We start from the raw sequence: 24,344 nt of genomic DNA on the forward strand, positions 1-24,344 counted from the left end.
CTAGTTAACTAGAAGTACTCTTTGTGATCACCAGCCGATTCGATTGCGAGCCACCGTGGACCACCCCCGCTCACAGGCCGCAATTGATGACGCCACCGCCCGGCTTGCCGCCCTCACCGGTGCCCAGCCCCGCCTCGTCCACGAACCGGGGGTCGTCCGCATCGAGACCGACGTCACCGAGGACCTGCTCAAGCGGTGGGATCAGCTCCTGGCCGTCCTGGAACTGGGCACCGCTTTCGGGCTCACCGACACTGCCGCCGGCCAGATCGCCTGGTTGAGCTTTACGGCAGGAGAAGGCGAGCCCTCATGAGCGCCCCCACCGTCGGCCCGGCCGTGTATCCCTTCGTCAAGGGGCATGGCGCCGGCAACGACTTCATCGTGCTGCCCGACCCCGAGGGCCGATGGCCGCTCTCCGCCACCGAGGTCGCGAGGCTGTGCGACCGCCGCACCGGCCTCGGCGCCGACGGCCTCCTGCGTGCTGTGCGCTGTGCCTCCGCGCCCGAAGCCGTCGCCATGGCCGCGGACGCCGAATGGTTCATGGACTACCGCAATGCCGACGGCACCCCCGGCCAGATGTGCGGCAACGGCATCCGGGTCCTGGCCCGCCACCTCGTCCATGCCGGACACTGCCCGCCCGGTACTCTCACGCTCGCCACCCGAGTGGGCCCGCGTACCGTCCATGTCCCGCAGGACAATGCCGGTCCCGACGGGCCCGTCACGGTCGACATGGGCAGGCCCCGTCTGTCCGGCCTCGCGGGCATCGCCGTCACCGCGGGCGCCCACGCCTGGCCCGCCCTCCATGTCGACATGGGCAATCCGCATGCCGTCGTCTTCGTCGACGACCTTGCCGATCCCGGAGATCTTTTCTCGCCGCCCGTCGTCACCCCGCAGGACGCATACCCGGAGGGTGTCACCGTCGAGTTCGTCGTCCGCCGGGCACCCTTCGATCTCGCGCTTCGCGTCCACGAACGGGGCGTCGGTGAGACCCGTGCATGCGGTACCGGCGCCTGCGCCGCTGTCGCTGCCCTGCCCAGCGGCCCAGCGCCCGGCAGCTACACGGTCGACATGCCCGGTGGCCGGGTGCGCATATCCGTTCTCGCCGACGGTTCCATGCGGCTGACGGGCCCTGCGGTCATCGTCGCTCAGGGCACGGTGTCCCTCTGGTAGATCACCCCTGGACAGTCACCGGCGGTGAAGGCGCCGGCCATGGCCAGGCCTACGGTGCACAGGATCGCAAGGGCCAGGGCGGCGAAGACGGTGACGACGGGGCGCTCCCTGCCGTAGAGCCGTTCGGGCCTGTCCAAGGCGGTGAGCCGGGTGGTGCGTCGGCCGGGCCATCGAGGGTACAACCCTGTCTCTCCGTTCGGTTATTCGCTGGTCGGGCCCGCCCTTCCCGAGGGATTCGGAGAGCGGGCGTAGGTGCTGATCGCGGCGGCGATGAGAGTGAGAGCCGGGCCGCCGCTGTGGGCGAGCTGACTGAGGCGCGCGAAATCGTCCAGGTAGCGCTTGACCTCGCCCGCCTGTCTGACGGTCAGATACGCCGACACGAGCTCGACGTTGACCTGGCGGTCGTCGAAAACCCAGAAGTCCTCGACCGGCGGCATCAGGCTGCGGTCGGCGCTCAAAGGAATGATCCCGAGGTTGACGGAGGCCAGCACGCTTACTTCCAGCAGCCTGCTGAGCTGCTCGATCATGACCTCTTGCGGTCCCATTCGCCGGTAGAGCGCGGACTCCTCCAGGACCACGTCGAACTGCTTGCCCCTGTCGGTCAGCACTTTCTGCTTGTCCATGCGGGTGACGACCGCGGCTTCCACGTCGTCAGGAAGACCGCGGCGCTCCCTGATACCGGCCAGGACCGCTCTGGTGTAGGCACGGGTCTGTAGCGGTCCGGGGATCAGGTTCTGGGCGTACGCCCGGAATTTGCGCGTCTGGTCCCACAGGGGGAGAACTCTCTCCTGAGCGCGTTTGAGTCCGGCCTTCTCCATGGCCCGCCACTCGACGTACATGCCGTCGATGCCTCGGGCGATGCCGATGAGCTCCGCCGCGGCGGAACCATCACCGCAGGCCCGTGCCCAGGTCTCGATGTCCTTCGGCGACGCGGCTTTGTGACCGTTCTCGATACGGCTGCACTTGGACTCGTGCCAGCCGCACCGGCGCGCCAGCTCGCGGGCGGTCAGGCCGTGTTGCTGCCGAAGGGCGCGTAACTGCTGCCCCAGGGCGAGTCGGGCTTCCCGGATGCTCGAAGACGTAGGCATGCGCACAGTGTGCAGCCTTCCGGCTCACGGCATCTAACGGCGTCAACGCCCAACTGGCCCAGGGGGCTCCTGGTCAATCGGTTATGTCCTCTGGCCTCTTTGCGATTTTGTGCGGCATGGCTTCACGCGTCGGGAACAGGGACAGCAGCCGGGCAGGGAACTCGACGACGGTCTCGTGGTCGGGCACGAGGATGGACGACAGGCGGGCGGGGTCGTTTACCTTCCACGACTGGAGCAGGTAGCTGTCCGTCTCATCGTCGTAATAGAGCGTTGGGCTGCCATTGTTCGGGCTCTCCGGATCCTTGCACAGCAAGTGCAGCGCCACAGATACCTCCATGCGGTCAGGGGCGTCTTGACCCTTCGAGGGTGAACGATTGCGCACCGTGACGCTGAGTACTTGCAGGGACTTGCGATAGGTGCTCAGCAGTTGCCGAGGGATTTGCAGATACTTGCGCAGCTCGCTTGTGGTCGCAGCGAGGTGCCGGCCGCGTCGACCCAGAATGAACCCGGCGTGGGCTTCCTTTTCGCGGTTGCCCGACCGTTCGAGACGGCATGAGACGGGAGCGGCACCCGACAAGAAGCCCCCGGACTCTGCGACGGCATGCGGTACGGGCCGCATGCGAGCCATGCGGCCCAGAGAATGTGGATTTGACCAACCATGACGCAGCCGTTTGCCCTTGCGGGACCGGCCCATGGAAAGCAGTGGTTGGCCACCCCGTTCTCCGGCTCCTCCGCAGTGGTTAGGGGCACCTCCCGGTTTCTGCCGACGGCGGCCGATGCGGCGACCGTGACGTGGTCGATCGCGGCCTGGGCAGACGGTGCCGGGAGTGGTGCACGAATGCTGCCCGAGCAACCGACCCGCCGTACGGAGGCGCTCGCCGGTACGGCATACTCGCCCGATGGCGCCACGTACTTCCCCGGCCGGCCGGCCGGTCACGATACGGCGGGCCGTCGCGCGGGACGCCAGACGGCTCACCCGGCTCGTGCGTGCGTCGGGGGCGTACGAGGGCAAGTACGCGTCCGCCGTCGCGGGCTACCGGGTCGGTCCCGACTACATCGAGGCCCACCGCGCCTTCGTGGCCGTCGCCACCGATGAGCAGGCGGGCCGGGTCCTCGGGTTCTACTCGCTGGTCCTCGCACCGCCGGAGCTCGACCTGCTGTTCGTCGCCGACGAGGCGCAGGGCCAGGGCATCGGACGACAGCTCGTCGCGCACATGCGGTCCGAGGCGCGCGCCGCCGGGCTCGACCGTCTCAAGGTCGTCTCGCACGTTCCGTCCCAGGACTTCTACCACCGCGTCGGCGCGGTGCGGACCGGGACCGCGCTCGCGAACCCGCCCGCCGTGCCCTGGGACCGCCCCGAATTCGAGTTCCGCATCGCCGCGGAGTGACGCGGCGGCACCGGCCCCGCCCGCAAGGTGGCCGCCTGCGGGAGCCCCCGTCATCCCTCCCGCTGCTCGTCGGCACCCGGCCGGAGCGCCGCCAGCAGATCCTCGACACGGTTTGCCGCGCCCCGGCGCAATCCGGCGCCGATCTCGCGGGCGAGCCCCCGGCCGGAGGTCCGGCACCAGTCCCACCAGTGGTCGAGGACGGACTCCTCCAGCTGCTCGACGGGCACCAGCGCGGGCCAGCCGCAGGCCCGCGCCTGCGCCGTCACCTTCGCGCCGCCCTCGACCGGGTCGACGACCACGGCCGGAACGCCCGCCCGCAGCGCGAGCACCATGCCGTGCAGCCGGTCGGTGACGACCAGGTCGAGCCGGGAGAGCACCGACTCCAGCTGGGCGGGCGCCGAACTCAGCCGCCAGTCGTGCACATCGAGCCGGGTGTCCAGCTCCAGGCGCGCGCAGTCCAGGCCGGACAGCCAGCGGGTCACCTCGTCGGCGACCCGTGCGTGCCGCCGGCGCGCTCCGTACTCGTGCTGGCCGTGGGTGAGGATGACCCCGGCCACCGGGCGGGCGGGGAGAGCGGGCGCGTCGGCCGCCAGGTCCGGCGTCGGCTCCGCGCCGGGAGCGTCCCGCGCCAGCACCCGGTGGAACCCGGTGACGGCGGGACTGCCGGCGTCGACCACGGAGGTGCCCACGGCGATCCGCACGCAGTGCGCGAACCGCCGGTGCAGCTCCTCGATCTGCGGGCCGTGCAGCGGACCGCAGACGAAGACCAGGTGGGAGTAGTCCTCGGGGCGGACCTGCGCCAGGGACGGCCCCGCCGGCCGGAAGCCGGGACTCCAGGCGACCTCGTGCTCCAGCCCCGCCTGCCGCAGGGCCTCCTGCACCCGGTTCAGGGCCAGCACATCCCCGGCGGTGGCCTCCCCGTCCAGGAAGCTGAACCACCCGGTCAGCAGGATCCGAGCCCGCCTCGCCACGGCGGCCGGGTGCCCCGGCGCCGCACGGCCAGTCCTGGCCGCCGTGACGGCTCGATATGCACGGTTCATCCTGGTTGGTAACGATGTACGACAGCGTCGCCCAAGCGACAAGCCAGGACGAAACGCCAGGACGGCAAGGAGACCACCATGGCGAGTATCAGCCCGATCGACCTCCAGAAGGCGCTCAAGGGTGCCGACTACCCCGCCCGCCGCGACGACCTGATCGAGCTGGCCAAGTCCAACGGCGCGGACGACTCCCTCGTCCAGAAGATCAGCGACGCGCCCGAGGACCAGTTCGACGGCCCCAACGACGTCCAGAAGGCCGTCTTCCGGAACGAGTAGCCGGGCCGTACCGGAGCGCTGGCGTGCGGGGGACGGGGGCGGGTACCTGAGCGACACGATTCTGCGACCGGGCAGGGTCCGTTCAGGAGGCGGGGATGCGTCTTTACCACAGTCGTCCCACCGACCCCGGATTCCGCCGCCTGCGCCATGGCCGCGGCTTCCGCTACCTGGACCCACACGGCGCCCCGCTGCGCGATCCCGGAGAACTGGCCCGGATCCGGGAACTGGTCATTCCGCCGGCCTGGCGGGACGTGTGGATCTGCGCCAGGGCCAACGGGCACCTGCAGGCCGTCGGCACGGACACCGCCGGCCGCCGTCAGTACCTGTACCACCCGCGTTTCCGCGCGGAGCAGGAGCAGGCCAAGCACGAGCACGTACTCGACGTCGCCGAAGCCCTGCCCGCGGTACGCGAGGCCGTCGAGGGGCATCTGCACGACCGCGGGCTGACCCGGCACCGGGTCCTGGCCACCGCCGTACGCCTGCTCGACCTCGGCTTCTTCCGCATCGGCAGCGACCGCTACGCCGAACTGAACGACAGCTACGGCCTCACCACGCTGCTCCGCGAGCACTCCCGCTGCCACGCCGGTGCGGTCCTGTTCACCTACACCGGCAAGCACGGCAAGGAGATCGCCCAGACCGTCGCGGACCCCTCCGCCTGCCGCTGCCTCACCGCGCTGCGCCGGCGCCGGGGCGACGGCGACCGGCTCCTGGCCTACTGGGAGCGCCGCTCCTGGCACACCGTGACCGGCGACGACGTCAACGCGTATCTGAAGGAACTGGCCGGCCTGGAGATCACCGCCAAGGACTTCCGCACCTGGCACGCCACCGTCATGGCCGCCGTGGCCCTGGCCGTCTCCCAGCCCGTGGCCCGCAGCGAGAGCGCCCGCCGCCGCGCCATCGCCCGCGCGGCGCGCGAGGTGGCCGGGTATCTCGGCAACACGCCCGCGGTCTGCCGGAACTCCTACATCAACCCTCGGGTGATCGAGCTGTACGAGGAGGGCATCACGGTCGCCGCCGCCCTGCCACACCTGGGCGACGAGGGAGCCTACGGCATCCCCGCCACTCGGGGCCCCGTCGAACGCGCGGTCCTGCGCATGCTCCGCGACGGACACCCGCCGCGGGAGGCCGGTGTTGTCGACGCCGTCAATGAGTGACCCTTTTCGCGGCGACCTGAACCGGCCCACCGTAGGAAACGCGATAGACGACGCGGCATTCTGAGGGGGCAGGAACGCCCGCCACCCTCAAGGGACACTCCGCAGACGATCATATGCGCGGCGTGCTCACCAGCCGGGCGGCCACCTTCTCGATGTCCGCCAGCAATCCGCAGCGATCCTGGCCGAGGTCGAGGGCGTGCTGGTGGATGACGATGCCGGCGTGCCGCACGGTATGGGCGGCGTGCGAGGCGTTGCCCTTGGCGTAGACGAGATGTCCCTCGGGCAGACCGAGAGCGGTGCAGTACGCGAGCATCTGATACAGATCGGCGTCCGGGAACCCCTCCCGCTTCTCGGCCTTGTACTTGGCGTCGACCACGGCACACACCGCACCGTCGGGCCCGTACAGTACGAAGTCAGGCTTCATACGGATCACGGAGGCCGCGTCGAGGTGGTGCGCGTCCTGGAGCCGAGCCGTGTGACCGCGGGCGCGGCAGGCCTCCCGCAGCGCGATGGTCACGAAGTCTTCGAAGAGCTTGTGCATGTCGAACAGGAACCCGTCGACGCGCAGCCCGCCGGCGGCATGCTCGGCGGACGTGTCGGCAAGGACGGCCTGGGCCAGTTGCAGAGCCTGATGGTACCGGGAGTTGAGGCGCGTGGGCTGCCACGTCGGCAGCGGCTGTCCTCGCGTCAGCACGGCGGTGTCGGCCAGCCGGGCGCGCTGGTGAAGGAGCCTGCGGCGCACGTCGGCCGGCACTCCGGGTAGCCGCAGCAGCCGTTCCACGGCCGCGCGCAGGATCCGGTTCTCCGCGATGTCGGTGGTGAACTCGTCGTAGGCGACCTCGAGCGGCAGCGTGGCGCCGAACCGCCGCCGTATCTGCTCGGACTCCCGGATACGACCGCGCACGACGAGGGAGCTTTCCTCAGCCGCCCGGTACCCCTGTAGCAGACCTTGCCGCAGTGCCCGGTCCGTCTGCCGCTCCACGGCATGGGCGAAGGCGGGCAGCAGATCACGGTGCCCCGCGACCTCCACCTCGCCGTCCCGCCAGATGCCGTTCGGGCGCAGGGCGTAACCGAGCAGGAAGAACAGACGGTTGATGGGGACCTTGGGCGTGACGCGCACGGTGACCGGTGTGTCGGCGCCCGGCACCGTGAAGGCCACCGCCCCGACCTTGCTGCCGGCCCGCAGCGACCAGCGCCCAGGACTGTACGGATCCGGAGAGGCGTCCACCATGTCCCCCGCCGCCAGGGGACGTCCGACCGCTTCCGGCAGGGGGATGGAGCGGGCGGGGGCGTGTTCGAAGAGTTCGATGACCTGGGTCACCCCAGCGACTCCCGGAGCGCGGCCAGCCCGTACCGCTTCTCGATGTCCACGCCCTCGCCGTAGTGGTGTTCCTCCAGCAGCGGAAGGATCTTGGTCCGCCAGGTCCGATCCAGACCGCCCTCCCGGTACACACCCGTCTTCATCAGATACGAGGGCCCGATGCGAAAGTCCGCATCCTCGATCCGGGTGTTGAGCGCATCGAGGAGATCGGCCGGCTCGCTGTCACGGCCTTCACGCGCGAGCCAGCGGCGCAGCAGTCCGCTCGTGGGTTCGGTGCGTGGTGAGAGCTCGACGAAGGCGAAACGTCGCCGCATGGCCGCGTCCACGAGGGCGATCGAACGGTCTGCGGTGTTCATGGTGCCAATGACGAACAGGTTGGGCGGCAGAGCGAAGTCGTCGCCGGAGTAGGTGAGGCGCACGGATTTGTTCCGGTACTCCAGCAGAAAGTACAGCTCGCCGAAGACCTTCGCCAGATTGGCGCGGTTGATCTCGTCGATGATCAGAAAGTGCGAAATGTGGCGGTTGCCCTCACGGGAAGCCAGCTCGGCCAGTTCGCGCAGCGGGCCTTCGGCGAGCCGGAAGGCGACCTCGTGCGTGTGCGGATCCTCCCGGGGGCGGAATCCCTCGAAGAAGTCCTCGTACGAGTACGAGGGATGGAACTGCACGAGTTTCACCTGCTCCGGGCCGCCACCGAGGAACTCGGCGAGCTTGAGGGCGAGGTACGTCTAGCCGGTGCCGGGCGGACCGTACAGCACCAACTGGCGCTCGTCCCACAGCAGGTCGCGCACCTCCCGGAGCCAGCCGATGTCGTGCACCAGGAGTTCCGCGGCGAGTTCGTCCGTCGGGACGGGCACCTCCAGTTCGCGGCGGGCCGTCAGGGCGGGGATCTCCGCACTCGGATCCCGGTCAGCCGCCTCGGCCTCCTCGATCAGGTCCTCGTCGCTTATCCCCAGGCCGTCGATCAGGTCCTTCACCGTGGTCAGGTCGACCACGTCGTGCTGGGCCGAGAGCTTCTGCTGAAGCGCCTCGGGCAGTTCCTCGTAGGGGTGTCCCTGCTCCGCCCAGTCGACCGGCCGCCGCAGACCGGACCGGCCGTCCTCGGACGTGAGCCGCGCCGCGTCCCCCGTGATCTCGCCGACGTGGAGGCGACCGCCCGAGACGGCGCACATGGTGTCGCCGGGCTTCATCCGGGAGAGGAACATGTGCAGTTCCTCGACCAGTTGGACCTTCTGGTTGTATGTCGCTGTGGAGTAGTCCTCCTCCACAGCGGCCCGCAGACGATCCTTGCTGACACCCTGCTCGATACCTTGCCGAAGATGGCGGGCCTGCAGCGTCACCAGCCCCTCAGGCAGCCACAGCCGCCGGACGAGGTCGAGGCCGGAGACGTTGGAACCGCGCACCAGCCAGGCTCTGTTGGGGCCCCATGACACCTGGTCGAGGTAGTCGGAGAGCGGATGGCCGTTGGCCGACTTCCATTCCAGCCAGCCGTTGGCGCTGCGGCCAACCAGGATCTCGGCGGCGGCCGACGGTGAGTTGCACTCGACGTCCGCGATGAGCTCCAGCCAGCCGGGCCAGGTCTCGGACTCCACGAAGATGCCGGCCTCGATCAGCCGCTGCCTCAGCCGGTACGATGACGGCATGCGGACGGGGAAGGACGGCACGACCTCCCGGCGTCCCGGCGACCCGGCCAGAACGACGAACTTCTGGCTCCCGTTCGTCCCCTTCTCGGTCAGCAGGCGTCCACGGGCCTCGGGACCTCCGCCTGGCAGCCGGAGCCGGAACTCCGGGTAATCGGTGCCGTCAGTGGCCATCCTCGGTCCCCCTGTACATCCGCATCGCGTTCAGACAGAACGATAGAGGCCGCTACTGACAACCAGCGGCTCACCGGGGCTCAAGCTTCCGCTGTCGGTCATAGCGGAATGATGAAAGTGCCACAGGAATCCCACGTATGGGCATAGTCTGCGGAATTACCGCAGGCGGGCCGAGGTGACCTGTAGTGCGGCGGAGGTGTCATGGGTGGGGACCCTTATGCGTCGGCAACGGCCAGTGAGCGCGGAGAGAAGGAGGTTCCGGATCCGTACGGTGACCAGCCCCTGCTGACCTCCACCATGACGAAGGGCTTCGACGCCGTACCCGACCAGGAACGGGACCGGCTGCGGCACTATCTCGAAGCCGTTGTCGCGGCCCGGCCGGCGCCGGTGCACACCACCGTCGCCTTCAACGCCGCCTACTTCGGGTACGACCTCGGCGGTGAAGGCTATGGCGGAAGCCCACTGCGTCTCGACGACTTCCCCGTGATCACCTTCGGCGAACGCGCTCCCGTGCTTCCGGTCGGCGCCATGGTGTGCGTCGCCACCGGATCGGACCCGCTCTACGCCGAGATCGTCTATCGCGAGGGCGCCCATCCCCAGCTGGGCGCCCTCGGTGACGTGCCGGCCTGGGTGTCGGGGGCGCCCGCGGGCGCCGAGGGCCCGGGCAGGCCGGGGAAGGACCCCGCGCCGCGGCGCAGGGAACTCCTCGTCCCGGATCCGCAGGCCTTCGGCCCGGCCCTGAGCCTGTCACCGGCCCAGCTCCACCGCCTGCGCGCGCGTCGGCGATGGATCAACGAGGACGGGCATGTCGTCGTCGACGTCTGCTATCCGTCACCACAGGCGGCCCGGTGCGACGACCTGACGGCCTACACGGACCATCTCCTGACGACGGCACGGGAGCAGCTGCTCAGCCCCTTCGTTCCCGTGTCCCTCGCCGCACTGGTGGGCGGCACACGCGGCGACGACCTGCGGGCAGGGCTGCTCGGTCTTCTCGACACGGTGCGCGGTGTCCTCAACTCCAGTGCCCGGCTGCGTACATGGGGTGACTACGCCCTGACCCGGACCTCCCTCGCGGATTGCTGGCGGGACACAGGACCGCTGGGCGGCGATGACATGAGGTCCCTCGCGGCAGCGGTGGAACACGCGGCCACCCCAGGCAGACGGCGCTACGGCCTCACCGCTCCGGTCACCGTGTTCACCGCGGTCGGACCGCGGCTTCGCGGGTTCCCGGGGGCGACGGAACTGCTCAGGGGAGTGGGCTACGCCGCCGCCGTGTGCCGGGCTAACGTGGCGCTCGCCGACGTCGTGCACGGGGACAGCGACCAGGGTCTGTTCGAGAACGGCTCCCGGATCACTCTCGACGACTCCTTCGAGGGTGGCGGCGTGTGGCGGTCCCACCATCCCGGTGATGCGGAGGCGCCCGGAGATCCCCTCGCCCCCGCCGGACGCGGCTGGCAGTCCACGGTGTCCGTGCCGCCGGACCCGGAGCCGGAAGCAGAGCTGGAACCCGTCGATCTGCCCCTCGCCGACGACGCCTTCCTGGGCATCGGCGAACTCCTGCGGAACGATGCGAAGGAGATCGCCTGGCGGGCACCCTTGCGGCTGGCCCATCTCGTCGACGGCTGGTTCCCCTTGCATCCGTACGTCGTGCAGGACCTTCGTCGGTCCCATGGCACGCGCCCCGCGGTCCGCCTCGAACTCGACCACGCCGACGAGGCGTTGGACGAGAAGGAGGCGACGCAGGACGTCACCGCCGAACTCGCTGACGACTCGGGCCGGCTGACCGGAATCACCTGGCCCCGCGACTTCTTCCCCGGCCTCGTATTCGAGCTGCGCTACCTCCACGGCGGTACGGTGATCCGCCTGGCCACGACGCGGCTCGGGGAACGGATCCACGTCGGTGACCGTGAGACGGGGCACTGTTACGACCCTCGCGTACTCACCAGGGAGGACGCCCCGGGCAGTGACCGCCATGGTGACAGCGCGGTCGGTCTCGACCCCCGCCGGCTGGTGATGCGCACCGTGCGCCGTTGCGGCCTGCTCACCCTTGACGGTCATGCCCTGATGGACCGCTCGGTCCTGCCAACCGCGGTCTACGGCCGCCGGCCGGCCCGGTCGCAGGCCGACGCCCTCGAATCGGCCGTCGCGGAACTGCTCGCCGAACGGCTCCTGGAGCCGGCCCTCGGCAGCCGGGACCCCTGGGGCCAACCGCACTTCCCGGCGCGTGACAGGGAGACGATGATCCCTCTCATCGGCTACCGCCCGGTACGGCAGCGGGTGATACGCCCCTGGGGCGGCACGGACACGGAACCCGACGGTGCGGGGCTGCCGGCGGCCCAGTTCGTCTCCGGTCACCTCCGCCGCCTGCGGCCGGGTTGCTCGCCCAGCGACGTTCAGCGAGCGGCCTTTCGGGAGTACTGCCGCAGGCTGGGAAAGGCGGACGGCTGGGAACTGCCGTACGGCTACACGTTCGTGACCGAGCACACGCGTGGCCGCTGACCTTCCACGGCTTTCGCGCGGCCATGGCTTCGGCCCTCTGTCTTCCTTCCGTCACCCCTCAGAAACGGAGTGCGTGTACATGCAGGACCGCTACCACGTCGTCACAGGGCCACCGTGGTCCCCGCCGAGCGTCTCGGCCGAGGACCTCGACGGCCTGGCCACCGCGCTCAACGCCTTGGATTCCCCGGCCGTCGCCGCCCTGAACGACCTCACGGCGGACATGGTGGAACTCGCTTTCAACTCCCTGAGGCCCAAGCAGCGCCAGGAGTTGCTCACCAATCTGGGCATCCGTATGTCGGCCCCTCGACGGGTGAGCAGCGCCCTGTGCCGGGACGTCCTCGCCAGGCTGCGGCGCGAGTCGCGGCAGCACACCTGCACATGCGGGATCAGGAGCCTCACGGTCACCGTGATGAACCAGGTGGGCGACTTCGTCCTGGCGAGGGACGGGGAGCCGGTTCCCGACCCGGTTGCCCGGTGGGGCGCCACGCTGGTCCGGGCCACCGTGTTCGCGTGGTGCAACGCCTCCGTCACCGACGCCCATCTCCTTGCCTGGGCGGCGGACCAGAACTGGTTCGGGGCGACGGCCGACGACGAGGAGTCGGCCCGGCTCGCCGCCGTCGCTGCCGCGGCGCGGTCCCTGGTGAAGGCGTACCCCGATGTCGCCCTCGGAGCGGCGGAAGAGGACGGGCTGGCGCTCGTGGAGGACAGTGAACCAGCGCGCGCTGCCATCGCCGACCGGCCGCGCATGAGCACCCCCGCCCCGGAGACAGCGGCAGCGGACCCCGGCACCTCGCACGAGGAGACCGCTCCCGCGTCCGACGGTACCGGGACCGAGGGGGAGGCTCCCGAGGAGGCATGCCGGCAGCTGGAGAGCGCCCTCGCGAGGGCCCGCCAGGCCGCGGAGAAGGTCACCGGCGCGGTCATGGACGGCCGCCCTCCGCAGGACGAGGACCTGGCTCCGCTCGCCGCGCTGAACGCTGTCTTCGACGACGTGGACGCGGTGTTCCGGGCCGCCGGGATCGAGGGGATCCCCCGCCGTCTGGAGGACATGACGCATGCCGCACGCGCGTACCGGACCGCCCGCGAAGCCGATCTCCAGGCCCGCCGACCGCTGCGGGAACTACTGGATGTCGCCTGCCGCCCGGACAGCTCCGCCGCCGCCGTCGCTGCCGCCGAGGCCGTGCGGGGCGCGGCCCGCCGCCTGCTGGACGTGCCGGCCTGGGGGGAGCCCCAGCGGGAGGAGAGCGCCGCGCTCGCCGCCCTGGCCCGGCTCATCAGACTGGGACGACAGGAGGATGCCGCAACGGAGATCCTGGCACTGCAGGGGCAGGTCGTACGGGTCCTGCCCGCGTGCGCCATGGCGGTGCTCATCGCTCCTGAGCTGACGCTGGACCAGCCGGCGGACGGTGACAAAGACCCGCAACCGGCTGGGACCGCCGAGGCGCACGGCGCCGCCGAGCCCGCCGATGCCGAGACCACCGCAGGGCACGGAACCGTACCGTCGGCCGCACAGACCGAGGTGATCGCGCCCCAGCCCGCCTCCGAGCCGGAAGCCACGACGACCACCGAGCCGGTCCACGCCCCCGCCGCAGACGCCGCGTCGGCCGCCGACAGCGACCCGGCGCCCCCCACGCCCGCCGACGCGCCTGTCCAGGCGCCAGCTGCTCCCGCGGTCTCTCCCGCCGAGCACACGCCCGTCCCGGAGGCGACCCCGGCCGCGGACGACTTGGCCGATGGGGCCGCGGCCGAGCGGGCCCTGGCGCTGCTGGTCGTGGAGCGGCGCTTCGGACTCGCCCACCATGTGGCGAAGGCCGCCGGCCACCCCGAGCCCCAAGTGGCGGCGCTCCGCCTGGCCGGTGCCGCCGCGCTGCTGACCTCCGGGGACAGCCAGAGCGCCCGGCTGACGGCGGACCTGCTCCAGGAGTACGGCGGATACGCGGGCCAGGACACCGAGGGCAGCGAACTCCTCCTGCTGCCCGCCCTCCTGCGTACCGCGCTGATCACCGGCGACCACACCGCGGGCGCTCAGCTCAAGGCGCTGGTGCCCCGGCTCCCGGACCGGCTGGGGGAGGCGGCGACCGCCGTCGCCGACCGTGCCCTCAGCGGCGCCTTGTTGATCGCCTCGCCGCTGGTCGCCGATGTCTCCGAGACCGAGGCCCGGCTGAGGGAGCTGCGCGATCAGAGCCGTGCCCTGCTCGCACCGCAGCGGCTGCGGTTCGCACGGGCGACGGAGATCGCCAAGCGCTGGCTCGCTCCCGGCGACGGGATGCTCGGATCACTGCTCACGACCGTCGTCGGCGACAACCGGGACGCACTGCAGCAGGCGCGGGAGCAGGTCGAGCGGCTGTCGAAGCTGGCCGAGGTCAACAGCGAGATCGACCGCATGGACCGCAAGTACCGCTCGCCCAGCGGCAAGCCACTGCAGGGCTCCGGGCGGCAGGACCTGGTGCATCTCGTGGAGCGGGCCGTCAGCCTGGTCAAGGAGTGGTGCCTGGCGGTCGACGGCACCCGTCGCAGCGACCGTGCCGACGGCAACCGGGCGGTCAAGGAGATCTCCTCCCTTCGCCAGTCCCTGCTGGACGGCAGGCAAGCGGCGCTGGGTGAACTGGAGGGGCTGGCGCGGCGTCCGGACGCCCTCTCGGGCGCGATCGCCTGGGCGGCCCACGCCTCGATGGAGGAACTGTTCGCTCTGCTGGCCGGGGACACCGTGACCACGCGTTCCGTTGGTTCCGTCGACCCGTCGCTCGTGCTGGACGCGGAGCGGCTGAAGGTGTGCGACGCCTGTGACGAGCCGCTGTCACTCGGCGAGTTGCTGACCGCGGTCCACCGGAGCTGGCAGGAGGCCCTGGACGAGCGGCTCTCCCACGACGCGTTCACCGCGGCTCGGGACATCGTCGAGCTGGCCGGACGCGGGTTGCTGCCCGCCGCCGGGGCGGGGGAGTTCGTCCCGCCCGCGGAAGCGGAGATCGACGACCGGGAGACCGCCCGGCGCGCACAGCTGCGGAAGGCACACGACGCACTCGTCGCCGAGCTGCACCGCGCTCAGGCCGACGGCGCCGTGACCGAGGACCAGGACCTGGGCCTTCAGGAGCTGCTCGCCGACGCCCACAACCGCCTCGAAAGCGCCGACCGGCACGACCTGCTGCACGTGCGGCGGGCACTCGACACGGTACGGAGCGGCCTGCCGGCCTTCCGGCAACAGGCGGCGGACCGGATCCGGGCCCGGCTCGACGCCCTGGACCCCTCCGTGGAGGAGCGGGCCCAGGTCCTGCGGCGCCTGGAGACGAACGACCTGGCCACCGCCGCCGACCTCGTCTACTTCCTGGAGATCGGCGAACCCGTCCCGGAGATCGAGGGCGGCGAGTCCCATCTGACCGAGTTCTTCCCGGCCGTGCCCGACGGCCTGCCCGGAGGGATCGACCTCGATCTCGTCGAGCTGGTCCGGTCCGGCGGAAAGCATCCGATGGTTCCGGTCCTGGACTACGGCGGTCTCTCCACCGACGAGGCGGCGCTGGCGGCCGACGCTCTCGACGAGTGGCGCGCGCTTGCCGCAACGGAGCGCAAGGACAGGCTCCAGGTGGCCCCGACGCGGCAGGTGCCGCCCCTGCTCAAACTCCTCGGCTATGACGCCAAGAGCGCCAGGCCGCTCGACGACCGGTCGCAGCACCGGCGGGAATACCGGCTCTTCGAAGCGACCGGCGTGGAGATCAACGGCAGGGCGAAGGCGCCCGCGTTCGGCTCGCAGATCAAGGAACAGGGCGGCAACCTGCGGGTGATGATGGTCTGGGGCAGGCCGCCCGCCAAGGTCGTCATGAGCTGGGCGGAGCGCGACACCAGCGGAGCGAGCCTTCTGGTCGTCTACTTCGGCACGCTGAGCCGCGAGGCCCGAGCCGAACTCGCCGCCGGCTCCGACCGGTTGCAGCCGCTGCTGGTCGTGGACGACGCCGCCCTCGCCTATCTCGCGGCCTGCGGCAACCGCCAGGTCAGCGCCGCCACGCAGACCCTGCTGCCCTTCTCCGGCGTCAACCCCTACATCAGGGAGAAGCGCGGCCGGATCGGCGGCGAGATGTTCTACGGCCGCGACGCCGAACGCAAGAGCATCCTCGACCCGCGCGGCACCCAGGTCATCTACGGCGGCCGGGGCCTGGGCAAGTCGGCACTGCTCGCCGACGCCGGGGAACGGTTCATGGAGCAGCGCCCCGGCTATCACCAGACGGTGTACGTCAACCTCGACCAGGAGAACATCGGCAAAGGCAGCTCACGCGGGCCGGAGGCGCTGTGGAGCGTCCTGCTGAGGGAGCTGAGCGTGGCACAGGTACTCGATGAACGGCTGCAGGGACGTGGAAAGCGACAGGAGACCTCCGAGCGGGTGCGCGCCGGCATCCGGACGTGGCTGGACGGGGACTCCCGTCGCCGGCTGCTGATCCTGCTCGACGAGTGCGACCAGTTCTTCGAGGCCGACGCCCCGCGGTTCGACCAGACCAAGAAGCTCAAGGGCCTCGGGTCCGACACCAAGGACGCGGCGAAGGTCGTCTTCGCAGGACTTCACTCCGTGCAGCGCTTCTCCAAGCTTGCGAGCAACGGACCGTTCGGCCACCTCGCTCAGACCCCCAAGGTCATCGGCCCGCTGGCTCCCCAGTCGGCCGCGGAACTGCTGGTCGAGCCGATGCGGGCGCTCGGGTTCGAGTTCAAGGACCTTGATCTTGTCAACCGCGTCCTCGGATACTGCTCGTACCAGCCGTTCCTGCTACAGATGTTCGGGCACCGGCTGGTCGAGCTGATGCACCGCAAGCGGGCGCGGCGCGGAGCTGGGGAACCCCCTTATGAGGTGGAGGTGACCGACATCGAGATCGTGGAGGCGGACGCCGCGCTCCGGGACGGCATCTCGGCGGCCTTCAAGGACACGCTGAGCCTCGACCACCGCTACGACGTGATCGCCAATGTGCTGGCGTACCACGCCCGCCATCACGGCCTGGAGGTGCGGCTGAGCGACACCGAGCTGCGTGAGGAGTGCGAGACCTACTGGCGCAAGGGATTCGAACAGCTCGACACCGAGGGTTTCCGCGCCTACCTCTCCGAGATGGTCGGTCTTGGCATCCTCGCGCCCAACCACGACGGCCTGGGATGGCATCTGCGCGGTCCCAACGCCCTGCGCATGATCGGTACCTCCCACGAGGTGGAGGCCCGTCTGCTCAGGGCCGAGCAGGACTGTGAACTGCAGGAGAGCATCGTGCAGGAGGGCCGCCCCGAGCTGCCCGACGGCAGGCCGGCTCCGCTGACCAACACCCAGCTCGACGACCTCCTGGGCGAGCGGTCCAACCGGACCAGGGTGGTCCTCGGCAGCACCGCCACCGGAGTCACCGACGTCGCCCGGACCTTGCGTACGATCGCCGGACCGATCGACGGCTGGACGCTGCCACCGGTCGGCAAGCCCAGCGCCTACAAGCAGGAACTCACCGGCGGACGCCCCCGTGAACGACGGGTCGTCATCAGTGACTTCGTCAACTACCGGGACCCCGTCCGGCCCGAGACCTGCCGGGAAGCCGTCGACCTGGCCGAGACGCTGTTGCCCGCCACTCCGGGGGTCACCCGCGCGGTCGTACTCGTCACCGACCCCGCTCAGCTCGCCCTGTGGCGCTCCCTGCTGGTGGGAACCGAACTTACCTCGGCTGCCCCGGTGGTGTTGCGCCGGCATGACCACCGCAGCCTGCGCGGCTGGGCCCAACGCGTCAACATGTTCCATACGGAGGACCGACTGGACCGTCTCCATGAACTGACCGGCGGCTGGCCGCTCCTGGTCGGCCGAGCCCACCGCCTGCACGAGGAACTGGGCGACTCCGACCAGGTGTTGCGCCGCCTGGCGGGCCTCCGTGCGAACCGGGTCGAGGCCCGGGAATTCGCCGAGGCGACCGGCGTGTACGCGGATCCCCTGCTGACCGCCGGGTACCGGGCCCTCGGCGACGAGTTCAAGGACGGCTTCTTCGACCTGGAGGGCGCGGTGACCGCCGTCGCGCTCAAGATCGATGACGAGGACGAGGCACGCTGGATCGTCAGCTGCCTGGACGCCCTTCAGGTGTTCGATCGCGAAGACACCCAGCTGCGCTTGGAACCACTGCTCCGTGAGTGCGTGGCGCTCCACGGATGACACCGCGTGACACCGTGCCGGCCGTCCGGTCGTCCCGGCGGCCGGTGCGGGTTCACGGTCGGGATTGCAGTGGCCCGGTCGGAGACGCAGGCGAGAGCGGGTGGGTTCCTGCGTCTGTCATGGCATCCTTTCGCTGGGGGGTTCTCCACTCCGAATCTCAAACGGAATGTCGCCCGAAAGGTCTTCAATCTGGGCAGGCCGATTTCCCGCATCCCCGCGTTGTAAGGGCATCGGTGGCCGGTGCGGCCCGACCGGCCCTGTCGGGGCGTGATCTGGCCGAGTGGTATGGTTCCGGCCGCTTTGAGCGACTACTGGTGCGGAATCCGGCATTCCCTGCTTGAGCGGTACGCGCTGCCCTTAGCGTGATCGCATGAGCGAAGATCGCACTCCTTTGGTGCTGCCGTTTCGTGCGCTGGTGTCGCGCGCGGAATGGGACAGACTGACGGCGCATCGATTGCAGACCTACCTGCCGGGCACCCCCCTGCTGACTCAGGGGGATCGGGGAACTCATGTACTCGCCCTGGAAAGTGGGTTGGTGAAAGTCGTCCGGGTCGATCGTGACGGGCGCCGGCGGCTGCTCGCCTTCCGGGGGGCGGGTGAGATCCTCGGCGAAGTGGCGGTCCAGTGCGGCGGCACCCGGACGGCCAGCGTATGGGCCATGAGCATATGCAAAGCATCCGTGGTCTTCGCGGAGGATTTCCGTCGGCTTGTGCAACGCCCTGAACTGGCCCACCGTCTCGCGGTGATGGCCTCCTACCGTCTGTTGGAGCAGACGGAGATCCATGACGGAGCCGTGCACGAACGTCTGGCTCTGGCCCTGTTGCGCCTCGTGGACATCTCCGGCGGACGAGACCCTTCCGGTAGGCGGGCACCCACCTTCTCCCTCACGCGGGACGACTTGGCGCAGCACCTGAGCGTGGGCCGCAAGGCCGTCACCAAGGCACTGGAGGAGCTGGGCGCGGACACGGTGAAGGTCGGCAAGTGCCGGATCACGGTGGTCAATGAGGACAACCTGCGGCGGCTGGTCCGGGGCCGGGACAGCGCGTGACCACCATGTGACTCACACCACCCTCCGTCGGGGTCTGCGGAACGGAACGCCCGCCCCCTCCCTGTGAAGCTGCCTCGTGCACGTCATCGCACGCATCAGCGTCCCCGCCCGGACCCCTCGCGGAACGGGCGGGCTTCACAGAGGAGCGTCATGCGCGAGTTGAGCAGTGACCTGCCCGAGCGACCCACCGGCCCCTACCGCCACAGTCGTCCACTGCCGCACTACCGGGGCATCCTGGCCGTGGACGCGAAGGACTTCACGGGGCGCCCCGCGATCGAGCACGAAGGCGTCAGCCGTGCCGTACCCGCACTTCTCAAAACGGCCCTGGCCAGGGCGGAGCTGCGGGACCTCTGGGATGACCGCAGGTTTCCCGCCTCGACCGGCGACGGCTACGTCTTCGGATTCGATCCCGCGCGGATGCCGTTCGTGATCCACCCCCTGCTGTTCACGCTGCAGGAGGTACTGACCGACTACAACGTGCTGTCCCACGGAGCGCTGCCCATCAGGCTGCGGGTCAGTCTGCACATCGGCCCGCTGCCCGATACCGGAGACGAGTTCGGCGGCAACGGCACGGCACGCAACGACACGCATCGCCTGCTGGACTCCCGCCCGGTCAAGGCTGTGCTTGCCTCCCACAAGGAGAACGTCACACATGTGGCGGCCATCCTCTCCGACCGCTGCTACCAGGACGCGGTCGCCGGCGGCTACACCGGGCGCCACCCCGACCACTTCGTCGAAGTGGCCGCGACCGTCGACGGCAAGCCGTTCTCCCAGCGGGCGTGGATCTACGTACCGCAGCCGTCCGGGCCCCTGTACGAGGAGCCCGCGAACGACGGGACCACCGTGCCGGCGGCGCCCGACGCCGCGCCCGCATCGGTGAACGAGAGCGGGGAGGGCCGGCACATGAGGAACAGCGCCCCCAACGGGAACATCAACACCGGCACCGTCCACGGCGGGCAGAGCGTGGGCAACTACCACGTCGCCGGTGATCACGTCGAAGGTAACAAGGCCGGCCGTGTCCGGGGCTTCCAGGGGGACCAGGTCCGCGGCGACAAGTATCAGGGGCGGCGGTGACACCCGGAGAGGGCATCCCGCCGGTCGGGACGAAAGGCCCCGCACCGGGCGTCCCGAGCCTCCCGCCGGAGGGCCCGCCCTACGGCGATGAGACCGAACGGGAACTGTCCGAGCTGATCGATGCCATCGGAGGCGCCGCGCGGGTGGGCGGCCCGTTCGTGTACGCCCCGAACGGAAACGTCAACGCCGGTTCCGTACACGGCGGGCAGCGCATCCACAACGCGTCCGTGAGCGGTGGACGCGCGCCACGGGAAGGGAGGGTGCGCGAAGGGCCCATTCCGGAAGCGGAGGCGCGGGCAGCCGAGTTCGGGTTCGCACGACCCGGCTGGTTCGACGAAGCGCTGCTCATGCTGGAGCGGGGGCCGCTCTTCCTCGCCGGACGCGCCGGGACCGGCCGCCGCACCACAGCGCTGAACCTGCTGCGCGCGAGCTGCGGGAAGGAGGCCCCGCTGCGGGCGCTGGACAGCGTCGTCGAACTGGACCGCTGGCAGCCCACCGACGCGTCGGCACGCGGATACCTCATGGACGGACTGTTCCCGTCCCGGCCGCTCGGCCCCGGTGTACTGGGGCATGTGCGCGCGCTGCTGGAAGAGGCCGGGGCGCGCATGGTGATCGTCCTGCCCGATGACACGGCCCTGCTGCGCCGACTCGAACAGGATCTGCGCGTGACGCCCGTGATGTGCGTACCGCCGCCACCCGCCATGGTGTTCGGCAGCTACTTCGAGGCGGTGGTGGAGGACCGGTGGGAGAGGGAACGTCTGCTGTCGGCGCTGGAGGGACGCCACGATCTGGGCGACCTGCTGGCTCCCGAGTTGGTTCCGGCCGACGTGGTGGAACTGGTGACGGCCATTGTGGCGGCGGACGGGGACCCGGAGGCTCTCGGTGACCTGGAGGCGCGGTTGGGCTACCGGGCCGAGCAGGAGGTCCCGGACCTCGTGGCAAGGCTGCGCGGTGATCCGGACGCCCTGGCGTTCCTGCTGGCCGCCTGTGTCTTCGAGGGGCTGGACCACCGGCTCGTCCGGGAGGAAGCGGACAGACTGCTGACGCTGTCGCAGGGCCGTCTGGCCGCGATGCTGCCGGGAACTGGTGCTGAAGGGGAGGGGCAGGCCGAACGCCCCAACCCGGAGTTCGCTTTCCGGCGCTCCCTCACCGAACTGCTGCATGCCGTCCGCGCGGTCCGGCAGGAGCGCCGGATCCACACGGCGGGGGCGTACGCGCACAGCGTGGAAGCGATCACGTTCGTCGGACACCGGCAGGCGGACGCCGTGCTCAGGTACGTGTGGCGCGAGTACGGACAGCTGTCGGAGCTGCTGGTGGAGTGGCTGCGGCAGGTGGACCGGACCAACGAACTCACCTTCGCGGCCGGCAGGTTCATGGGCAACGCGGCGAAATGGGGAGGCGGGCGGCGCGCGCTGCGCCACATCCAGGCGCTCGTCGGGTCGGAGCGCGTGAACAGCCGTCTCATCGCGGCGAACGCGCTGGGCATCGCGGCCCAGGACCCTGTTCTCGTCGCGGAGGTGCGCTATCGCCTCGAAGGCTGGAGCCGGGCCGCCGACTCCCAGCGCCGGACGACCGTGGCCTACGCGTGCGGCTCGGAGTTCGGCATTTCACGTCCGGACCTCGCACTGCGTCTTCTCCGCACACTCCTCCTCGGCGTCCGGGACCGGCCGGCGGGCGAAGGAGCGGTCGGAAACGATCAGGTCCTGGCCGCTGTGCGGGTCGCGACGATGAGCCTGTTCCAGGCCGGTCACGAGGCCCAGGTGTTCGGCTGCCTCGTCGCATGGCTGGAAGAGGGGCGATGCAACAGGGACCAGGTGCTCGCACTGTTCGGTCACATGCTTCGGTCCCCGCAGTGGTTCCTGCGCCGGCTTGCCGCATGGGGGCCTGACGCGACCGCAATCGTCGACATGACACGCCGCGCGTTGAATTCCGGCGAGGTGTTCGAAGCGACGTGCCTGGAATTGCTCGACTGGGCCGAACGGGGTCAGTGGGACGACGTGCCGCGCCGGGCCGTGGAAAACCTGTTCGCGGCATTGGCCGGCGCCATGCACAGCGGCGAGTTCCGGCTTTTCGTCGAATTGCAGGAAAGAGGGACGGACGGCTGGGCCGGGCAGTATGCGGCACGGACCGCGCTGGACAGATGGCGCTCCGGCGAACGGTGGGAGGCAGCGTGAGCGACGAATCGACCGAACCCCTGTATTACCGGGTCACCAGGCCGCCCTGGCGGGAGATCCTCAGCCATCGCTGGTCCACGGCACAGGACTGGTCACTGGTGCTGAGGGACACGGACGGGAACTACTACGTCCTCGGACGCCGTGGCGATCCCGACGGCAGCGCGGCTGATCTGCCCATGCCGGACGAGGCGACGCCACCCACACTGGGCGGTGACTACGCGGAAGCGTTCCGGGTGGATACCACCGAACACGTCGAGACCCGGGCGGTCGGCCTTCCCACGGTCTACGGCACGGAATCGGTCGACCTGTGGGTGTCCTGGTGGGTGCACGACCCCGTGCGGCTGGTCCGCACGAGGACCGTGCACGGCTGGCACGTGGTGCGTGGCCACCTCACCGGCGAACTGCACCGCCTGGCCGACATACAGGCGGCCGCGGGCAGCGGACTCGGAGCGCCCGAGATCATGCAGCACCTGGGAGCCCCGCAGCGTCTGGCGGAGACGGGCCTGACCTTCCGGGTCTTCGACGTCCGGCTCCGGGAAACGGGTGAGGAACTGCTCCTCGGCCAAGAGGAAGGCATGGGCGTCCGCTACTCGTGGACGACCAGCCGGCGGGGCGAGTACGAATTCTGTCTTCAGGCGCTTCACGCCGGACCGGTGTCCTTGGCGGCACTCTGGCTCCTGAGGCACCCGGACCAGGTACGCCAGGTGCTCGACTGGGCAGTCGACCACCCGGACCTGCTCAACCCTCCGCGCACGGACTGGCAGGAGGAACTGGCCGCGCTGCTGGGCGCACTGACCGAGCAGGAGCGGAAGGAACTCTCCTGCCTTCTGCGCGATCGGATCGCCTCGCTCGGCCGCCCGGTTCCCGGCGGAAAGTTCTGACCTCACGACCGCGACCGGCGAGTCAAGAGAAAGGCGAGGCGCTGCCATCAAGGCAGCGCCTCGCTCTTTTGGTGCGCTTTTTGGAACGCTTCGGCAATGTGACCGCGCTCACTCGTTTTCTGGTCCTCGGGAACCGACCCGCGGACCGTTGTGCGGGAATCTCGACGTGTCCACGAGGCGAACGCCCGATCACCAAGGGCGTTCAGTTCACCGAAGGTCGACATGCGAACAGAAGAAGACTCCAACACGAACAATGTCGTTGATTTTCGTGCACCAGGAAAAGCCGGTGCGTCTGTGGTGCCCGGGCCGACGGCGCCGGGGGCCCAGCGCACGCCGGCGACCGAGCCCGCGACGGTCCTGAACGCCGAGCGCGGAATCATCAACACGGGCGTCGTCCACGGCGGCCAGCACGTCACCACCGTCGAGTTCGCCGGCCTGTCGGACGCCGGAGCGGACGATGACGACTGAACCGTTCCTGAGCGACGACCTCACCGCCGTCCTCGCGGCCTTGGCCGGTCGCGAGACGGTCTTGGTGGCTCCCCACAGCACCGTCAACACGGGTGTGGTGGCGGGCGGTCAACAGCAGACCACCGTCGGCCCGGCCGAAGGCGGCGGGGCAGCGGCACCGATGCGACAGGGCCCCGTCCGGGCCGGCCGTCTGAAGTCGGCCCGACGGTGTTTCGTACCGCCTCCCGGATTCGAAGAGGCCCTGACCGCGCTCGACTCGGGCATCGCAGTACTCGTCGGGGAACCGGGGAGCGGGCGGGAGACACATGCCCTCAACCTGCTGGCGCACGGCAGCGAGGAGCCCTTGCTCGTCCAGGTGGACGGGGCGGTCAACATCTCCAAATGGGGACCGCGGGGGAACGGTATGCACGGATACCTCGTGATGGAGCCCCCGGACCCCCTCGCGCTCCGGGCATGGGACATATCCCGCCTCGAAGGGCGCCTGGCCGAGGCGGGGGCCCGTCTGCTCCTCGTCCTGGCGGACGCTCCGGGGCTGGTCGCCTCCCTGGAGGACAACCTGGGCATGACCGTCGTCCGCCATCTGCCGCCGGACCCGCGGCAAGTCTTCAGCACGCATCTGTCGGACGGCTGTTCCGATGCCGGGGCGTGCGCGGCGTGGCTGCGGTCGCTGGAGCCGGGGCACCACGACGAACTGCTGCCGGACGGGCTGCCGCCGCGCCTAGGATCTGTCGTCAAATGTCACGCCCACATCAGGAGTGCTGCGAGGGTGACGGCTGCTTGGTAGGACTGGGTGGTCTTGTCGTAGCGGGTGGC

General features: G+C 70.1%; 18 protein-coding genes and 1 pseudogene. 13 read left to right on the plus strand and 6 right to left on the minus strand.

Going from position 1 to position 24,344, the window contains the following annotated elements:
• The first annotated feature begins 43 nt into the window (after positions 1-43).
• Both AC069R_RS08610 and dapF read left to right on the plus strand, forming a co-directional pair.
• Entirely contained in the window at positions 44-310 is a 267-nt protein-coding gene (locus AC069R_RS08610) for a hypothetical protein (RefSeq protein WP_478765668.1), read from the plus strand.
• Entirely contained in the window at positions 307-1,167 is an 861-nt protein-coding gene (gene dapF, locus AC069R_RS08615; protein ID WP_478765670.1) for a diaminopimelate epimerase, read from the plus strand. Before AC069R_RS08610 ends, dapF begins: the two co-directional genes overlap by 4 nt.
• Here dapF and AC069R_RS08620 read toward each other — a convergent pair.
• From AC069R_RS08620 to AC069R_RS08630, 3 genes are all read right to left on the minus strand, one after another.
• Positions 1,143-1,304: a hypothetical protein gene (locus AC069R_RS08620; RefSeq protein ID WP_478765672.1), complete on the minus strand. Its 162-nt coding sequence runs from the start codon at positions 1,302-1,304 to the stop codon at positions 1,143-1,145. The genes dapF and AC069R_RS08620 overlap by 25 nt on opposite strands.
• A gap of 63 nt (positions 1,305-1,367) precedes the next feature.
• A complete protein-coding gene (locus AC069R_RS08625; protein WP_478765674.1) occupies positions 1,368-2,255 on the minus strand; it encodes a helix-turn-helix domain-containing protein in 888 nt (295 codons plus the stop codon).
• A gap of 73 nt (positions 2,256-2,328) precedes the next feature.
• Positions 2,329-2,580: a hypothetical protein gene (locus tag AC069R_RS08630; RefSeq protein WP_478765726.1), complete on the minus strand. Its 252-nt coding sequence runs from the start codon at positions 2,578-2,580 to the stop codon at positions 2,329-2,331.
• Between the two features lie 574 nt (positions 2,581-3,154).
• On the opposite strand from AC069R_RS08630, the gene AC069R_RS08635 reads away from it, so the two are divergent.
• Positions 3,155-3,643: a GNAT family N-acetyltransferase gene (locus AC069R_RS08635; RefSeq protein WP_478765676.1), complete on the plus strand. Its 489-nt coding sequence runs from the start codon at positions 3,155-3,157 to the stop codon at positions 3,641-3,643.
• Between the two features lie 50 nt (positions 3,644-3,693).
• Here the strand turns inward: AC069R_RS08635 and AC069R_RS08640 are convergent, their stop codons facing one another.
• Positions 3,694-4,614 carry a polysaccharide pyruvyl transferase family protein gene (locus tag AC069R_RS08640; RefSeq protein ID WP_478765678.1) on the minus strand — a complete coding sequence of 307 codons (921 nt, stop codon included), beginning with the start codon at positions 4,612-4,614 and terminating at the stop codon, positions 3,694-3,696.
• Positions 4,615-4,761: 147 nt separating this feature from the next.
• Here AC069R_RS08640 and AC069R_RS08645 point away from each other — a divergent pair, with 147 nt between their 5' ends.
• Entirely contained in the window at positions 4,762-4,956 is a 195-nt protein-coding gene (locus tag AC069R_RS08645) for a DUF2795 domain-containing protein (protein WP_478765680.1), read from the plus strand.
• 95 nt (positions 4,957-5,051) lie between these two features.
• Positions 5,052-6,110, plus strand: coding sequence for a DNA topoisomerase IB (locus AC069R_RS08650; protein WP_478765682.1), 1,059 nt, complete (start codon positions 5,052-5,054; stop codon positions 6,108-6,110).
• A gap of 109 nt (positions 6,111-6,219) precedes the next feature.
• Here AC069R_RS08650 and AC069R_RS08655 read toward each other — a convergent pair whose 3' ends face one another.
• Complete coding sequence (locus AC069R_RS08655) at positions 6,220-7,431, minus strand: McrC family protein (RefSeq protein ID WP_478765684.1); 1,212 nt, start codon at positions 7,429-7,431, stop codon at positions 6,220-6,222.
• Positions 7,428-9,242: pseudogene (locus AC069R_RS08660) on the minus strand (DUF4357 domain-containing protein). Before AC069R_RS08660 ends, AC069R_RS08655 begins: the two are co-directional and overlap by 4 nt.
• Positions 9,243-9,539: 297 nt before the next feature.
• Here AC069R_RS08660 and AC069R_RS08665 point away from each other — a divergent pair.
• The 8 genes from AC069R_RS08665 to AC069R_RS08700 all read left to right on the plus strand — a co-directional run bounded on the left by AC069R_RS08665 (position 9,540) and on the right by AC069R_RS08700 (position 24,315).
• Complete coding sequence (locus AC069R_RS08665) at positions 9,540-11,741, plus strand: hypothetical protein (protein WP_478765686.1); 2,202 nt, start codon at positions 9,540-9,542, stop codon at positions 11,739-11,741.
• Between the two features lie 79 nt (positions 11,742-11,820).
• Positions 11,821-17,886 carry a hypothetical protein gene (locus tag AC069R_RS08670; RefSeq protein ID WP_478765688.1) on the plus strand — a complete coding sequence of 2,022 codons (6,066 nt, stop codon included), beginning with the start codon at positions 11,821-11,823 and terminating at the stop codon, positions 17,884-17,886.
• A 370-nt stretch (positions 17,887-18,256) separates the two neighbouring features.
• Entirely contained in the window at positions 18,257-18,934 is a 678-nt protein-coding gene (locus AC069R_RS08675; RefSeq protein WP_478765690.1) for a Crp/Fnr family transcriptional regulator, read from the plus strand.
• 150 nt (positions 18,935-19,084) lie between these two features.
• Positions 19,085-20,008 (plus strand): hypothetical protein, encoded by a 924-nt coding sequence (locus tag AC069R_RS08680; RefSeq protein WP_478765692.1) that lies wholly within the window; start codon positions 19,085-19,087, stop codon positions 20,006-20,008.
• Positions 20,005-22,182 carry a hypothetical protein gene (locus AC069R_RS08685; RefSeq protein ID WP_478765694.1) on the plus strand — a complete coding sequence of 726 codons (2,178 nt, stop codon included), beginning with the start codon at positions 20,005-20,007 and terminating at the stop codon, positions 22,180-22,182. The genes AC069R_RS08680 and AC069R_RS08685 overlap by 4 nt, the downstream gene beginning before the upstream one ends.
• Positions 22,179-23,063 (plus strand): hypothetical protein, encoded by an 885-nt coding sequence (locus tag AC069R_RS08690; protein WP_478765696.1) that lies wholly within the window; start codon positions 22,179-22,181, stop codon positions 23,061-23,063. The genes AC069R_RS08685 and AC069R_RS08690 overlap by 4 nt, the downstream gene beginning before the upstream one ends.
• 222 nt (positions 23,064-23,285) lie before the next feature.
• Positions 23,286-23,531, plus strand: a complete 246-nt coding sequence (locus AC069R_RS08695) for an S-type pyocin domain-containing protein (protein ID WP_478765698.1) — start codon at positions 23,286-23,288, stop codon at positions 23,529-23,531.
• On the plus strand, positions 23,521-24,315 hold the full coding sequence (locus tag AC069R_RS08700; RefSeq protein WP_478765700.1) for a hypothetical protein: 795 nt from the start codon (positions 23,521-23,523) through the stop codon (positions 24,313-24,315). The genes AC069R_RS08695 and AC069R_RS08700 overlap by 11 nt, the downstream gene beginning before the upstream one ends.
• Positions 24,316-24,344 lie beyond the last annotated feature (29 nt).

Source organism: Streptomyces sp. NPDC043952, from assembly GCF_056435325.1.

What these genes read in the sequence shown, in the direction of transcription:
- dapF (WP_478765670.1), top strand. Translation starts at nt 307, where the DNA reads ATGAGCGCCCCCACCGTCGGCCCGGCCGTGTATCCCTTCGTCAAGGGG.
- AC069R_RS08625 (WP_478765674.1), bottom strand. Translation starts at nt 2,255, where the DNA reads ATGCCTACGTCTTCGAGCATCCGGGAAGCCCGACTCGCCCTGGGGCAG.
- AC069R_RS08635 (WP_478765676.1), top strand. Translation starts at nt 3,155, where the DNA reads ATGGCGCCACGTACTTCCCCGGCCGGCCGGCCGGTCACGATACGGCGG.
- AC069R_RS08645 (WP_478765680.1), top strand. Translation starts at nt 4,762, where the DNA reads ATGGCGAGTATCAGCCCGATCGACCTCCAGAAGGCGCTCAAGGGTGCC.
- AC069R_RS08650 (WP_478765682.1), top strand. Translation starts at nt 5,052, where the DNA reads ATGCGTCTTTACCACAGTCGTCCCACCGACCCCGGATTCCGCCGCCTG.
- AC069R_RS08665 (WP_478765686.1), top strand. Translation starts at nt 9,540, where the DNA reads ATGACGAAGGGCTTCGACGCCGTACCCGACCAGGAACGGGACCGGCTG.
- AC069R_RS08670 (WP_478765688.1), top strand. Translation starts at nt 11,821, where the DNA reads ATGCAGGACCGCTACCACGTCGTCACAGGGCCACCGTGGTCCCCGCCG.
- AC069R_RS08675 (WP_478765690.1), top strand. Translation starts at nt 18,257, where the DNA reads ATGAGCGAAGATCGCACTCCTTTGGTGCTGCCGTTTCGTGCGCTGGTG.
- AC069R_RS08680 (WP_478765692.1), top strand. Translation starts at nt 19,085, where the DNA reads ATGCGCGAGTTGAGCAGTGACCTGCCCGAGCGACCCACCGGCCCCTAC.
- AC069R_RS08695 (WP_478765698.1), top strand. Translation starts at nt 23,286, where the DNA reads ATGCGAACAGAAGAAGACTCCAACACGAACAATGTCGTTGATTTTCGT.
- AC069R_RS08700 (WP_478765700.1), top strand. Translation starts at nt 23,521, where the DNA reads ATGACGACTGAACCGTTCCTGAGCGACGACCTCACCGCCGTCCTCGCG.